This window comes from Sphingomonas sp., assembly GCF_031380695.1.
Classification (GTDB): domain Bacteria; phylum Pseudomonadota; class Alphaproteobacteria; order Sphingomonadales; family Sphingomonadaceae; genus Sphingomicrobium.
Genome location: NZ_JANMWY010000159.1, coordinates 1 through 12,675, shown reverse-complemented (window position 1 = coordinate 12,675; position 12,675 = coordinate 1). Strand labels below are relative to the sequence as shown.

At 65.9% G+C, this 12,675-nt stretch carries 12 protein-coding genes and 1 pseudogene; 10 read left to right on the top strand and 3 right to left on the bottom strand.

What is annotated here, in order from left to right; translation table 11 throughout:
* Window positions 1-731 (bottom strand): annotated as a pseudogene (locus tag RMN84_RS06015) (RsmB/NOP family class I SAM-dependent RNA methyltransferase); the annotation flags it as partial.
* A gap of 3 nt (window positions 732-734) precedes the next feature.
* Complete coding sequence (gene guaB / locus RMN84_RS06010; protein ID WP_309611285.1) at window positions 735-2,210, bottom strand: IMP dehydrogenase; 1,476 nt, start codon at window positions 2,208-2,210, stop codon at window positions 735-737.
* A gap of 251 nt (window positions 2,211-2,461) precedes the next feature.
* On the opposite strand from guaB, the gene RMN84_RS06005 reads away from it, so the two are divergent.
* The 3 genes from RMN84_RS06005 to RMN84_RS05995 are packed head-to-tail and all read left to right on the top strand — an operon-like array spanning window position 2,462 to window position 5,741.
* Window positions 2,462-3,457 (top strand): SPFH domain-containing protein, encoded by a 996-nt coding sequence (locus tag RMN84_RS06005; RefSeq protein ID WP_309611284.1) that lies wholly within the window; start codon window positions 2,462-2,464, stop codon window positions 3,455-3,457.
* Window positions 3,454-3,909, top strand: coding sequence for an NfeD family protein (locus tag RMN84_RS06000; protein WP_309611283.1), 456 nt, complete (start codon window positions 3,454-3,456; stop codon window positions 3,907-3,909). The genes RMN84_RS06005 and RMN84_RS06000 overlap by 4 nt, the downstream gene beginning before the upstream one ends.
* On the top strand, window positions 3,906-5,741 hold the full coding sequence (locus RMN84_RS05995; protein WP_309611282.1) for a DUF885 domain-containing protein: 1,836 nt from the start codon (window positions 3,906-3,908) through the stop codon (window positions 5,739-5,741). Before RMN84_RS06000 ends, RMN84_RS05995 begins: the two co-directional genes overlap by 4 nt.
* 150 nt (window positions 5,742-5,891) lie before the next feature.
* Here the strand turns inward: RMN84_RS05995 and RMN84_RS05990 are convergent, their stop codons facing one another.
* Window positions 5,892-7,499, bottom strand: a complete 1,608-nt coding sequence (locus tag RMN84_RS05990) for a phosphoenolpyruvate carboxykinase (protein WP_405051449.1) — start codon at window positions 7,497-7,499, stop codon at window positions 5,892-5,894.
* 168 nt (window positions 7,500-7,667) lie between these two features.
* Between RMN84_RS05990 and RMN84_RS05985 the strand changes: the two genes are divergently transcribed.
* The 7 genes from RMN84_RS05985 to RMN84_RS05955 all read left to right on the top strand — a co-directional run.
* On the top strand, window positions 7,668-8,390 hold the full coding sequence (locus RMN84_RS05985) for a response regulator transcription factor (RefSeq protein WP_309611280.1): 723 nt from the start codon (window positions 7,668-7,670) through the stop codon (window positions 8,388-8,390).
* The gene (locus RMN84_RS05980; protein WP_309611279.1) at window positions 8,359-9,933 is read left to right on the top strand and encodes an ATP-binding protein; all 1,575 of its coding nucleotides are present in this window, start codon (window positions 8,359-8,361) and stop codon (window positions 9,931-9,933) included. Before RMN84_RS05985 ends, RMN84_RS05980 begins: the two co-directional genes overlap by 32 nt.
* Window positions 9,930-10,406, top strand: a complete 477-nt coding sequence (locus RMN84_RS05975; RefSeq protein WP_309611278.1) for an HPr kinase/phosphatase C-terminal domain-containing protein — start codon at window positions 9,930-9,932, stop codon at window positions 10,404-10,406. Before RMN84_RS05980 ends, RMN84_RS05975 begins: the two co-directional genes overlap by 4 nt.
* Window positions 10,406-11,317 (top strand): RNase adapter RapZ, encoded by a 912-nt coding sequence (gene rapZ, locus RMN84_RS05970; protein ID WP_309611277.1) that lies wholly within the window; start codon window positions 10,406-10,408, stop codon window positions 11,315-11,317. Before RMN84_RS05975 ends, rapZ begins: the two co-directional genes overlap by 1 nt.
* 39 nt (window positions 11,318-11,356) lie before the next feature.
* A complete protein-coding gene (locus tag RMN84_RS05965; protein WP_309611286.1) occupies window positions 11,357-11,764 on the top strand; it encodes a PTS sugar transporter subunit IIA in 408 nt (135 codons plus the stop codon).
* Window positions 11,764-12,030 carry an HPr family phosphocarrier protein gene (locus tag RMN84_RS05960; RefSeq protein ID WP_309611276.1) on the top strand — a complete coding sequence of 89 codons (267 nt, stop codon included), beginning with the start codon at window positions 11,764-11,766 and terminating at the stop codon, window positions 12,028-12,030. Before RMN84_RS05965 ends, RMN84_RS05960 begins: the two co-directional genes overlap by 1 nt.
* Before the next feature lie 58 nt (window positions 12,031-12,088).
* On the top strand, window positions 12,089-12,675 hold a 587-nt coding region (locus RMN84_RS05955), incomplete at its 3' end, for a TrmH family RNA methyltransferase (RefSeq protein WP_309611275.1).

The window sequence follows — 12,675 nt, the reverse complement described above, 5'->3', positions numbered from 1 at the left end:
GCAAGACGCGACAGGCGCTGGCGGTTGGTATCGCAGGCAATCAGCTCGACCGCATTGTTGGTCGCGGCGGCGAGGGCGAGCGCCTTGCCTCCTGCCCCGGCGCACAGGTCGATGATCCTCATCCCGGGCCTCGCGGCGCAGGCCAGCGCGATCAGCTGGCTGCCCTCGTCCTGCACCTCGACTCGGCCATCGGCGAAGGCGGGGTTCTGATCGGCGCGACTGTCGGCGGGCAGGCGCAGGCCCCACGGGCTGAGCGGCGTCGGTTCGGAACCTTCGAATTCGGCGAGCATCTCGTCCCGCGTCGCGCGCGCCAGGTTGACGCGCAGGTCGAGCGGCGCGCGCGTCACGAACGCCGGTCGCTCGGCGGCCGTCACAAGCGGTGACAGCAACGGCTCCACCCACTTTGGGATCATCGACCCGCGCGCAGGCTTGTCGGCCTCCCCGATCACAGCGGGCCCGTGCGGCGAACCATCGAAAGTGGCGGTGAGGTCCTTGTCCGTACTGGCCAGCCCAAGCATCGCCGACCGTCCGCTCGGCGGGATCTGCCCAGCATGGCGGATGGCGCGGAACACCAGTTCCCGCACCGCGCGGCGATCCTTCGATCCGGCATAGCGGCGGGTCTTGAAATAGGCCGTGACGATCGTGTCGGCGGGCGGTCCGTCGTCGCGGGCGGAGGCGATGACCTGATCGAGAATATCGATCGCGGCCTGAGCGCGGGCGGGGGGAGTCATCCCCTATCGCGTCGGATAATTAGGGGCTTCGCGCGTGATCGAAACGTCATGCACATGGCTTTCGCTCAACCCCGCATTGGTGATCCGCACGAACTTGGCTCTCTCCTGCAAGTCCGCAATCGTCGCCGATCCAGTATAGCCCATCGCCGCCTTCACCCCGCCGACCAGCTGGTGGACGATGTCGCGGACCGGACCCTTGAACGCGACTTGGCCCTCGATCCCTTCCGGCACCAGCTTGAGCTGGTCCTTGATATCCTGCTGGAAATAGCGGTCGGCCGAGCCGCGGGCCATCGCGCCGACGCTGCCCATGCCGCGATACGCCTTGTAGGCGCGGCCCTGGTAGAGGAACGTTTCGCCCGGTGCCTCGGCGGTACCGGCCAGCAGCGAGCCGACCATCACCGTCGACGCCCCGGCCGCGAGCGCCTTGGCGATGTCGCCCGAGGTGCGAATACCGCCGTCGGCAATTACCGGCACGCCCGCCTTCGCTGCCGCCGACGCCGCCTCCATGATCGCGGTCAGTTGCGGGACGCCGACCCCGGCGACGATCCGCGTGGTGCAGATCGATCCCGGACCAATGCCGACCTTGATCGCGTCCGCCCCGGCATCGGCCAGCGCCTTCGCCGCATCGGCAGTAGCGACGTTGCCGGCGATGACCTGGACGGCATTGGACAATTTCTTGACCCGCTCGACCGCCCGCCCGACGTCGAGGTTATGGCCGTGGGCCGTGTCGATGGCGATGCAGTCGCACCCCGCGTCGATCAGTGCCTCCGATCGCGCAAAGCCCGCGTCGCCAACGGTAGTCGCAGCGGCGACGCGCAGTCGCCCCTCCGCGTCCTTGGTCGCGTTGGGCGAAGCGACCGCCTTTTCGATGTCCTTGACCGTGATCAGCCCGACGCAGTGATCGGCCGCATCGACGACCAGCAATTTCTCGATCCGCCGCTGGTGGAGGATTCGCCGCGCAGCTTCCTGCCCGGTGCCGAGCGGGACCGTGGCGAGATTATCCTTGGTCATCAACTCGCTGACCGGCTGCTTGGGATTCTCGGCGAAGCGGACGTCGCGGTTGGTCAGAATGCCAACCAGCTTGCCCGATTTCTCGACCACCGGGATGCCGGAAATGCGGTTGGCCTTCATCAGCTCCAGCGCGTCAGCCAGCGTCTGGTCGGGTGTCATCGTGATCGGGTTGACGACCATGCCGCTTTCGAACCGTTTAACCGCGCGCACCGCTGCCGCCTGCACCGGCACCTCCAGATTGCGATGGAGCACGCCGATGCCGCCGAGCTGGGCCAGCGCGATCGCCATGTCGACCTCGGTCACCGTATCCATCGCCGAGGACAGCAACGGGATGGCGAGCGGGATTGCGCGGGTCAGCAAGGTGCGGGTATCGGCTTGGCTGGGCAGCACGCCGGATTCGAGCGGCAGCAGCAGGACATCGTCGAACGTCAGTCCGAGCGGGATTTCATCATGGAATGATCGGGCCATGCGCGCCTTTGGCAGGGCGCGGGTGATTCGACAACTAGGCGCGCGCCGGCAGCTGCCGCCGCGTCGACGTGCATTGTCTCAATCACCGCATTCTCGAACCGCTCCGCCGGTCGCCGCCACGACCAGCCGTTGGGTGCGAGCAATCTCCCCCGCCCGCGGCGCGAAGGCGGCAGGCAGGTTGCGCTCATGCCGATTTCTCTTTTCCGGCGCGCGGTCCCGTCGCATCATGGCGCAACTCATTGGGGGTTCTCATGCTCAGCATCTTTCTCGCATTCGTGTCCATGCTCATGCTGCTGTTCGTCATGGGCAGCATCAAAATCGTCCACCAGGGCTTTCATTACACGATCGAGCATTTCGGTCGCTTCACGGCGATCGCGCATCCAGGGTTCAACTTCTACCCGGCCTTCTTCTATCGCGTCGGCCGCAAGGTGAACATGATGGAGCAGGTGCTCGACATCCCCGGGCAGGAGATCATCACCAAGGATAATGCGATGGTCGCGGTCGACGGGGTGGTCTTCTTCCAAGTGCTCGAGGCGTCCAAGGCGGCCTATGAAGTGAGCGACATGTACCTTGCGATCCTCAACCTCGCCACGACCAATTTGCGCACAGTGATGGGCTCGATGGACCTTGATGAGCTGCTGTCGCGGCGGGACGAGATCAACGCCCGACTGCTGGCGGTGGTCGACAATGCAACCGAAAGCTGGGGGATCAAGATTACTCGGGTCGAGCTGAAGGACATTCGCCCGCCGGCGGATATCGTCAACGCCATGACGCGCCAGATGAAGGCCGAGCGGGAGAAACGCGCGACCATCCTCGAGTCCGAAGCAGCGCGGCAGAATGAGATCAACCGCGCCGAAGGAATGAAACAGGCCCAGATTCTTGAAGCCGAGGGTCGCCGCGCATCGGTGTTTCTCGACGCCGAAGCGCGCGAACGCTCTGCCCAGGCCGAAGCCTCGGCGACCAAGATGGTCTCCGATGCTATCGCTGGCGGCAGCACGCAGGCGATCAATTACTTCATCGCGCAGAAATATGTCGAGGCGATTAGCGGCTTCGCCACCTCGCCCAACGCCAAGACGATCCTCTTCCCGATCGAGGCGACCCAGTTGATCGGCACGCTGGGCGGAATCGGCGCGCTCGCCAAGGAAGCGCTCGGGATCGGCGATCCCACTCTTGCGGCACCCCCCGCCGCAAAACCGAAGGCCCCGTCTGCCCCCGGCGTCCCGACAGTCCAGATCCCGCGCTCATGATCGACGGCATCGATCCGGGCTGGTGGTGGGCGATCGGCGGCGTCGTGTTGCTGATTGCCGAGCTCATCGCGCCGGGGTTCTTTCTGATCTTCGTCGGCGCGGCGGCGGTGCTGACCGGGCTGTTCACGCTGATGTTCAACCTGGGCGCAACGTTCCAGCTGATCCTGTTCGTTATCTATGCCGCGCTCGCGGTGCTGGCCGGCAAGCGTTTCTATAATCGCCCCCACGGCCCCGGCGCGCACAAGCTTAACGACCGGGCGGCACAGCTCATCGGGCGGTCGGTCACGGTGACCAAGGCGGTCGGCGTCGAGGATGGTCGCGTCCGGCTCGGCGACGGCGAGTGGAGCGCGCGCGGCGGACCGGCGGCAGTCGGGGAACAAGTGATCATCCGCGGCGTCGAAGGCAATTGCCTAATCGTCGACCCGCCAGTGCGTATCGGAGTGAGTAAATGACGGACATCAGCCGCCGTGCCGCGCTGTCGGCGATCGGCGCGTCGACCGTGGCGGCGACCGCCGTCGCTCGGAGCGTTCCTCGCCCAGGACGACGCATCGGCGAGGCAGAAGCAGGCACGCTGCTCGATCGCGTCGCCGAGGATTTCATGACGCTCGCTCCCGAAACCGCGACGTCGCTCAATATCGACAAGGGCGCTCGGGCGGCGTTGCGATCGCGGCTTAGCGACACCAGTGCCGCCGGGCGCGACCGCTTCGTCGCGATGGTCCGCACGACCCTCGCCCGCATCGAACCGCTCGACCTGACCGCCCTTACCCATTCGACCCGCACCAGCCTCGAAGTCGTCAAGAGCGCCTATCGCACCGCCCTGCGCGGCTTCGCCCTGCCCTATGGCGACGTCGCCGTCGGCGGCTATCGCAACTCGCCCTATGTCGTCAGCCAGAACACCGGCGCCTATCTCGACGCGCCCAAATTCCTCGACACCGACCATCTGATCGAAAATGCCGGCGACGCCGACGCCTATCTCGCCCGGCTCGACCAGTTTCCAGCGCAGCTCGACGGGCAGCTGGCGGAGATGAAACGGACCGCAGCGCTCGGCGTGATTTTGCCGAGTTTCCTTAATGACAAGGCCGACCGGGCACTGTCCGGATCGGCCAAGGCGGCGACGGAGGGCGGCGGGCTCGTCGAATCGATCGAGCGACGGACCAAGGCCATCCCCGGCAACTGGGCCGAGCGCGCTCGCGCCATCACCACCAAGCGCGTTGCCCCCGCACTCGAACGGCAGCTGGCCGAACTCCGCCGCCAGCGCGGCTATGCCACCGACGCCGCCGGCATCATGCACCGCCCCCACGGCGCGGCCTATTATGCCTATGCCCTTCGCGCGAGCACCACCACCAGCCTGACCCCGGACCAGATTCACGCCATGGGTCTGGCCGAACTCGCCGAGCTTCACGGGCGAATGGACCCGATTCTGCAATTACTCGGCTACACGCAAGGGTCGGTCGGCGAGCGGATGATGGCGCTCGCCAAGGACCCGCTCTACAGATTTTCCGAAGGCGACAAGGGCCGGGCCGAGATTATGGCCTTCATCAAGGAGCGGCTGCGGATTATCCGCACCGTCCTCCCGCGCGCGTTCAACACGCTTGTGCCCGGCAATCTCGAGGTCAAGCGCCTGCCGCCCGACGAGGAGCCCGGCGCGCCCGGTGCTTATGGCGGGCCTGGCTCACCCGACGGCAAGATCCCCGGCAAATTCTGGATCAACCTGCGCACCACCGACCTGCACAGCAAATACAGCCTGCCCGATCTGGCCCACCACGAGGCGATCCCCGGCCACGTGTGGCAGGGCGAATATACGTTCAAACTGCCGCTGATCCGCTCGATCCTCGCGTTCAACGCCTACTCTGAAGGTTGGGCGCTCTATGCCGAGCAACTCGCCGACGAGCTTGGCGTCTATGACGATTTCGCGGTCGGGCGGCTCGGCTACCTCCAGTCGATCGCGTTTCGCGCGTGCCGGCTGGTAGTTGATACCGGTCTTCACGCCAAGGGCTGGACGCGCGCGCAGGCGGTGCAATTCTTCGTCGAGCGCAACGGCTCCAACCCGCTCGAAGTGGCGAGCGAGGTCGATCGCTATTGCAGCTGGCCCGGCCAGGCGTGCGGCTACAAGATTGGCCAGGACGAGATATTACGCCAGCGCGTGCGGGCGCAGGCGGCGCTCGAGTCGCGCTATGACCTCAAGGCGTTCGATGACACGGTCGTACTCGGCGGCAACGTCCCGCTCGACGTGCTGGCGCTCAACGTGGGAGACTATATCCGCGCGGCGAAGGGAGCGCGTTAACCGGCGCTTTGCAGTTGTTCTGCTTTGGACTCTTCTCAGTCTGCCGAATGCCCCCTTGTCTGCGGGCCAGTATCCGCTTTCTGAAAGGCCGACCGAATTGATCGCGAGCGCGCTGCCAACTCCCCAAAGCAAGTTTGGGGAGGAATAACCCTAAGCCGCCACTTTCGGTGCCGCCTGGCGCACGCCGGCGTCGACGTGCTCCTCGAACTGCGCAAAATTCTCGACGAACAGATCGACCAGCTTGGCCGCAGTGGCGTCATACTCAGCCTTGTCGGACCAGGTCTGGCGCGGATCGAGGATGGTCGGATCGACGCCCGCCACCGCCACCGGAACCTCAAAGCCGAAGTTCGAATCCTTGCGGAATTGGCCCGCCTTGAGGCTGCCGTCGAGCGCGGCGTTGAGCAGCGCCCGCGTCGCCTTGATCGGCATGCGGTTGCCGACGCCGTACTTCCCACCGGTCCAGCCGGTGTTGACCAGCCAGCAATCGACGCTGCCCTCGGCGATGCGCTGTTTCAGCAAATTACCATAGACTGAGGGGTGGCGCGGCATGAACGGCGCACCGAAGCAGGTCGAGAAAGTCGCTTCCGGCTCGGTCACGCCGATTTCGGTCCCGGCAACCTTGGCGGTGTAGCCCGACAGGAAGTGGTACATCGCCTGCTCGGGTGTCAGGCGCGCGATCGGCGGCAGCACGCCGAACGCATCGGCGGTCAGCATGATGAGATTCTTGGGGACCGGCCCCATATTCTTTTCCGACGTGTTCGGAATATAGTCGATCGGATAGACGCCGCGACTGTTCTCGGCGAGCGTCGCATCGTCGAGGTCGAGCGTGCGCTCGGTGTCGTCCATCACGACATTCTCGAGCACCGTGCCGAAGCGCTTGGTGACCGCGAAGATTTCGGGCTCGCTCTCGGCCGACAGGCGAATCATCTTGGCGTAGCAGCCGCCTTCGAAGTTGAAGACCGCTGTGTCCGACCAGCCATGTTCGTCGTCGCCGATCAGCGTCCGGCTCTGGTCGGCCGACAGCGTCGTCTTGCCGGTGCCCGACAGGCCAAAGAAGATCGCCGTATCGCCCCTTGGACCGATGTTGGCCGAGCAGTGCATCGGCATGATGCCCTGCGGCGGCAGGAGATAATTCAAGAGGCCGAACACCGACTTCTTCATCTCGCCGCCATATTCGGTGCCGCCGATCAGGATCAGCTTCTCGCTGTAATTGACCGCGATCACCGTCTCGGTGCGGCAGCCGTGCTTGGCCGGGTCGGCGCGGAAGCTGGGCAGGTCGATGATCGTGTAATCGGGCGCGAAGCTCGCCAGTTCGGCGACTTCGGGCCGGACCAGCATCGTGCGGATGAACAGGCTGTGCCACGCATATTCGGTGATCACCCGCACCTTGACGCGATGCTCGGGCTGCGAACCACCGTGCAGGTCCTGGACGAACAAGTCGGCCTTGGTGCCGAGATGGGCAAGGAAATCGCCCTTCAATGCGGCGAAAGCGTCGGGCGTCATCGCCGCGTTCGACTTGCCCCACCACACGGTATTTTCGGTCTCGGCATCGCGGACGATGAACTTGTCCTTCGCACTGCGGCCGGTGTGCTTGCCGGTCTTGACGACCAGCGGGCCGTCCTTGGCCAGCAGCCCCTCGCCGCGCTGGACCGCCAGTTCGACCAGCGGTGCCGTCGTCAGGTTCCAGTGGAGCGTCGCACCGGTCCGGAATCCCTGAGCGTCCAGCCCGTGCGAAGAAATCCGCTCACCCACCGTCAACTCTCCTTGGAAATCAGATACAAGAGCACTGCTAGAGGCCCCGCCGCATACGTATGCGTTGAGCCTATAGTCGCGGTGTCGCGCGGGGTCAAAGCGGCTGTCGCTTGTTCTCGCGCTCCATGAGCAGTATCGCGACGCAACTTTTCCGCCCACCTTGCCGGAGCCAGCATGAGCCCCGTGATCGCGCTCGTCGACGACGACCGCAACATCCTGACCTCGGTATCGATCACACTTCAGGCTGAAGGATTCGTGACCCGCGTCTATTCCGACGGCGCAACTGCGTTGAAAGCGTTCGCAGATAATGCTCCGGACCTGGGCGTATTCGATATCAAGATGCCGCAAATGGATGGCATCGAACTGCTTCGCCGATTGCGCGAGCTGGGCGGTGCGGCGGCGGCGATGCCGGTAATCTTCCTGACGTCCAAGGACGACGAGCTGGACGAGGCGCTCGGCCTGGCGATGGGGGCCGACGATTATATCGCCAAGCCCTTCTCCCAACGGCTGCTGATCGCTCGCATCCGCGCCATCCTGCGCCGACAGGAAATTGCCGCCGGCCGCGCCGTGAGCACCGATACGACCCCCGAGCCGGCGCTGCTCGAACGCGGCCAACTAGTGATGGACCCGGCGCGTCACAAGGTCCGTTGGGGCGGTCGCGACGTCACGCTGACGGTGACCGAGTTCATGATTCTGGAGGCGCTCGCCCAGCGGCCGGGCGTGGTCAAGTCGCGCAACAGCCTGCTCGACATCGCCTATACCGACGATGTCTATGTCGACGACCGCACCATCGACAGTCACATCAAGCGCGTCCGTCGCAAATTCCGCCTGATCGATCCCGGCTTCGATTCAATCGAGACACTCTATGGCGTTGGATACCGATTCGGAGAGGAGTGAGCCGGTCGAGCCGAGGCTGCGGTTTCGTGGCCCGAACACGCTCGCTACCCGGCTGCTCGCGACGAACCTGCTGACGCTGGGGTTGATGACCTTCGGCATCCTCGCGCTCGACCAGTTCCGCGACCAGCTTTTGGAGGAACGAATCGCGCGGAGTGAGTCCGTCGCCAGCTTCGCCGCTAATACGATCGACGACGAGACCGCCGCGTCGCAGCGGCAGACGCTCGAGCGGTTGGGGCGGGTGACGGAAAGCCGGCTGCGCCTTTACCGCCCCGACGGCGCGCTGGCGATCGACAGCTGGAAGACGACCGGGCCGACCTTCACCTTGGTCGATCCGCGCAGCCAGCCATGGACCAAGGATGCCGCGCGTCTGCTCGACCGGGGCTTCAACGCCCTGACGGACAATGGCTACATGAAGCCGTTCACGGAGCCGAAAGAAGACCGGCGCGACAGTTGGCCCGAAGCAGGCGACGCCCTGACTTCGCGCAAAGTCAGTAGTGTTGTCCGCGAGGCGCCCGATCTGACCCCGGTAATCTCCGCCGCCGCCGCCCTGCCCGATGGATCGGTCGTGGTCGCGCAGGTCAACGACCGCAACTACACCCGCCTTATCCGCAGCGAGCGCGCCGCGCTGGCGGTCGCCATGCTGGTCGCGGGCCTCTTTTCGGTCGCGCTGTCACTGTGGCTCGCCCGGACGATCGTCAAACCGTTGCGTCAGATCGCCCGCGCCGCACACCGCGTCCGGCTGGGCCGAGCGCGCGAAGTGCGGGTGCCGCGCCTGCCTGCCCGCCGCGACGAGATCGGAATGCTGGCGCGGGCGGTAAGCGACATGAGCCAGTCGCTCCGCCTGAGGATCGACAATATCGAGGCGTTCGCCGCCGATGTGACCCACGAGCTGAAGAACCCGCTCGCCTCGCTGCGGTCGGCGGTCGACAGCCTGGAGCGGATCGACGACCCCGCCCTGCGCGCCCAATTGACCGATGTCGTGCGGCAGGATGTCCTCCGCCTTGACCGGCTGATCGGCGACATTTCCGAAGCGGCGCGGACCGATGCCGAGCTCGCCCGCGCCCGCTTCCGCAAAGTCGATGTCGGCAAGATGATCGAGGAATTGACCTACGCATGGGAAGCGCGCCGCACATCCGGCGCCGTGCGCATCGCTTTCGCCCGGCCGCGCCAGGCGAGTGCGATCGTGCTCGGCGATCCGGCTCGGCTGGCACGGGCAATCGACAATATTGTCGACAATGCGATCAGCTTCTCCCCGCCAGGGGGTCTGGTCGAGATTGCAGCGGCCCGAGTCGGCGACGACATCCGCATCCGCATCGACGACGAGGGTCCCGGCGTTCCACCTGCGCAACGGGAAGCGATTTTTAACCGCTTTCATTCAGTAAGGCCCGAGGCCGATCTATTCGGCCGCCACTCGGGGCTGGGTCTTGCGATCGCGCGGGCGATCGTCGAAGGCCATGACGGGGAGATTGACGTGGCCGACCGCGATGACGCGCCTTCTGGCGCCCGATTCACTATCCGCCTGCCGGCGACAGGTGAGGCATGAGCGCGCCCCTGCCCACCGCGACCGGCACCAAGCCGGCCAATCTGCGTCTGTCGTCGGAGACGATGCACGCCAATTGCGTCGCCATCGACGGCCACGCAGTACTGATCACCGGCGCATCGGGGGCGGGCAAGTCCGACTTGTCGCTGCGCCTGATTGATCGCGGCTTCGTGCTGGTCGCCGATGACCAGACGATCATCCGCAAGGCCGGCGACAGATTGTTCGCGTCATGCCCGCCGACGATTTTGGGCAAGCTGGAGATACGCGGAGTCGGCATCGTCACCATGCCCACGGTCGCCGACATGCCGGTCGCGCTGCTGGTCGAGTTGACCAGTGAAATCCAGCGCCTGCCCGATGGCAATCGTGAGCGGCCAGTGCTGGGCGTCGCGCTTCCAATGATCAGCGTCGACGCCATGACGGCGTCGGCCGCGTCGAAGGTCGCGCTCGCGCTGGACCGGCTGGGCCTCAAGGCCTGATGCCCTCACGCGGCAGCAATTTGCCGCGCCTGCTGCTCGTTACCGGCATGTCCGGCGCCGGCAAGTCGAGCGTGCTCGACGCGCTCGAGGACATGGGCTGGGACTGCGTCGACAATCTGCCGCTCGGCCTGCTCCAGCCGTTCGTCCATGGCGAGCGCAAGGCGCGGCAGACGATGCCGATCGCGGTCGGGATGGACGTCCGCAGCCGCGATTTCGATGCCGCCACCCTGCCCGCCGTGCTGCGCGCGATCGAAGGCGTAACACCGGAGATTCTCTACCTCGACTGTTCCAGCGCTGAGCTGATCCGCCGCTACGACGCGACTCGCCGCCGCCACCCGCTGGCAAGCGATCGTCCGGCCGAGGATGGCATCGCCCGCGAGCGCGAACTCACCGCGCCGCTTCGTCTGGCCGCCAATGACGTCATCGACACCACTGACCTGAAGCCGGCCGACCTGCGCGACGAGCTTCGCCGGCGCTATCCGGGCGATCGCGACCAGCCGGTGGTGACGATCGCCAGCTTCGGCTTTGCCCGCGGCGTCTCGCGCACCGCCGACCTGGTGTTCGACATGCGCTTCATCGATAACCCGCATTGGGTCGACGAATTGCGCCCGCTGACCGGTGAGGACGAGGCCGTTCAGCTTTACGTCGCCAGCGATCCGGCATGGGGGGCAACAATGGATCGACTCGAAGCCCTTCTCGCCGACCTAATTCCCCGCTATTGGGCCGCCGGCAAAACCTATCTGACGGTGGCGTTCGGCTGCACCGGGGGGCGTCATCGGTCGGTGGCGGCGGTGGTCGAAATGGCGAACCGGTTGCAGGCGAGGGGATTTTCGCCGATGACCCGTCACCGAGACCTCGCTACGCCGCCCAGCGATACGATCGAGGAACAACCGCCGCAGCTCGCGACATGAGCATGCGGTATCGTGACGGCCATCATGGCGGGTGAGGGAATGATTGGATTGGTGTTGGTGACCCACGGCCGTCTGGCGGCCGAGTTCATCACCGCAATGGAGCATGTCGTTGGGCCGCAAGAGGCGATCGAGGGCATTTGCATCGGTGCGGACGACGATATGGAAGCGCGCCGCGCGGACATCGCGACTGCGATTGCGAGCGTTGACCAGGGCAAGGGCGTGATCATCCTGACCGACCTGTTCGGCGGCACGCCGTCGAATCTCGCCATCAGCCTGATGAAGAGCGACCAGATCGAGGTCATCGCCGGGGTAAATCTGCCGATGCTGATCCGGCTGGAGGGCGCACGCAAGGCGATGGGCGTACGCGCGGCAGTAGCCGCTGCGCGCGAGGCGGGCCGCAAATATATCTCCGTCGCCAGCGAAATTCTCGGCGAGGCGGCGGCCTGATGCCGAGCCAGTCGGTCCAGATCGGCAACCGCCGCGGGCTCCACGCCCGGGCCAGCGCCAAGTTCGTGACCATGGCAAGCGGATTGCCGGCCGAGACGCGGGTCGAGAAGGATGGCAACAGCGTGGTCGGCACGTCGATCATGGGGCTGATGATGCTGGGTGCGGCGATCGGCGACACGATCGTCATCCATGCCGAGGGAACCGACGCGAACGATGCGCTGGCCCAGCTGGTGGCGCTGGTCGAGGGGCGGTTCGGAGAGGAATGACCGGCGCAGGCAAGCCGGGGGCTTGCCGAGCAGGGCATTGCCGCCGCAGGACGGCCTGATGCCCCGGTCGGTCACGTCCTTCGGTAACGACACGGTCAAGCTGATCCGCTCGCTGCGCGACCGCAAGGCGCGGCGGGAGTGCGGACTTTTCCTGGCCGAGGGGCTGCGCATCCTGGCCGAGGCGCGCGACAGCGGGCTGCTGCCCCAGATAATCGCCTTCACCCCCGCCGGGGCGGCGCATCCGCTGGCGGCCGAGATCATCGCTGCGACCGAAGCGGCGGGCGGCGAGGCGATCGAGACGACGCCCGACATCCTGGCCAAGATGAGTGGCAAGGACAACCCCGGGCTGGTGCTCGGCGCCTATCGCCAGCCATCGACCGACCTCGCGCAGATTGACCGCGCCGCCGCGCCGTTGTGGATCGTAGCCCAGGCCCTGCGCGATCCCGGCAATATAGGCACGATCCTGCGCACCGGCGACGCCACCCGAGCGGGCGGGCTGATCCTGATCGACGATTGCGCCGATCCCTATTCGGTGGAGGCGGTACGGGCGTCGATGGGGGCGGTGTTCACCCAAGGCATTGCGACAGCGCGGTGGCACGAGTTCGTGACCTGGCTGCGCGCCGGGCCGGGGCAATTGGTCGGGAC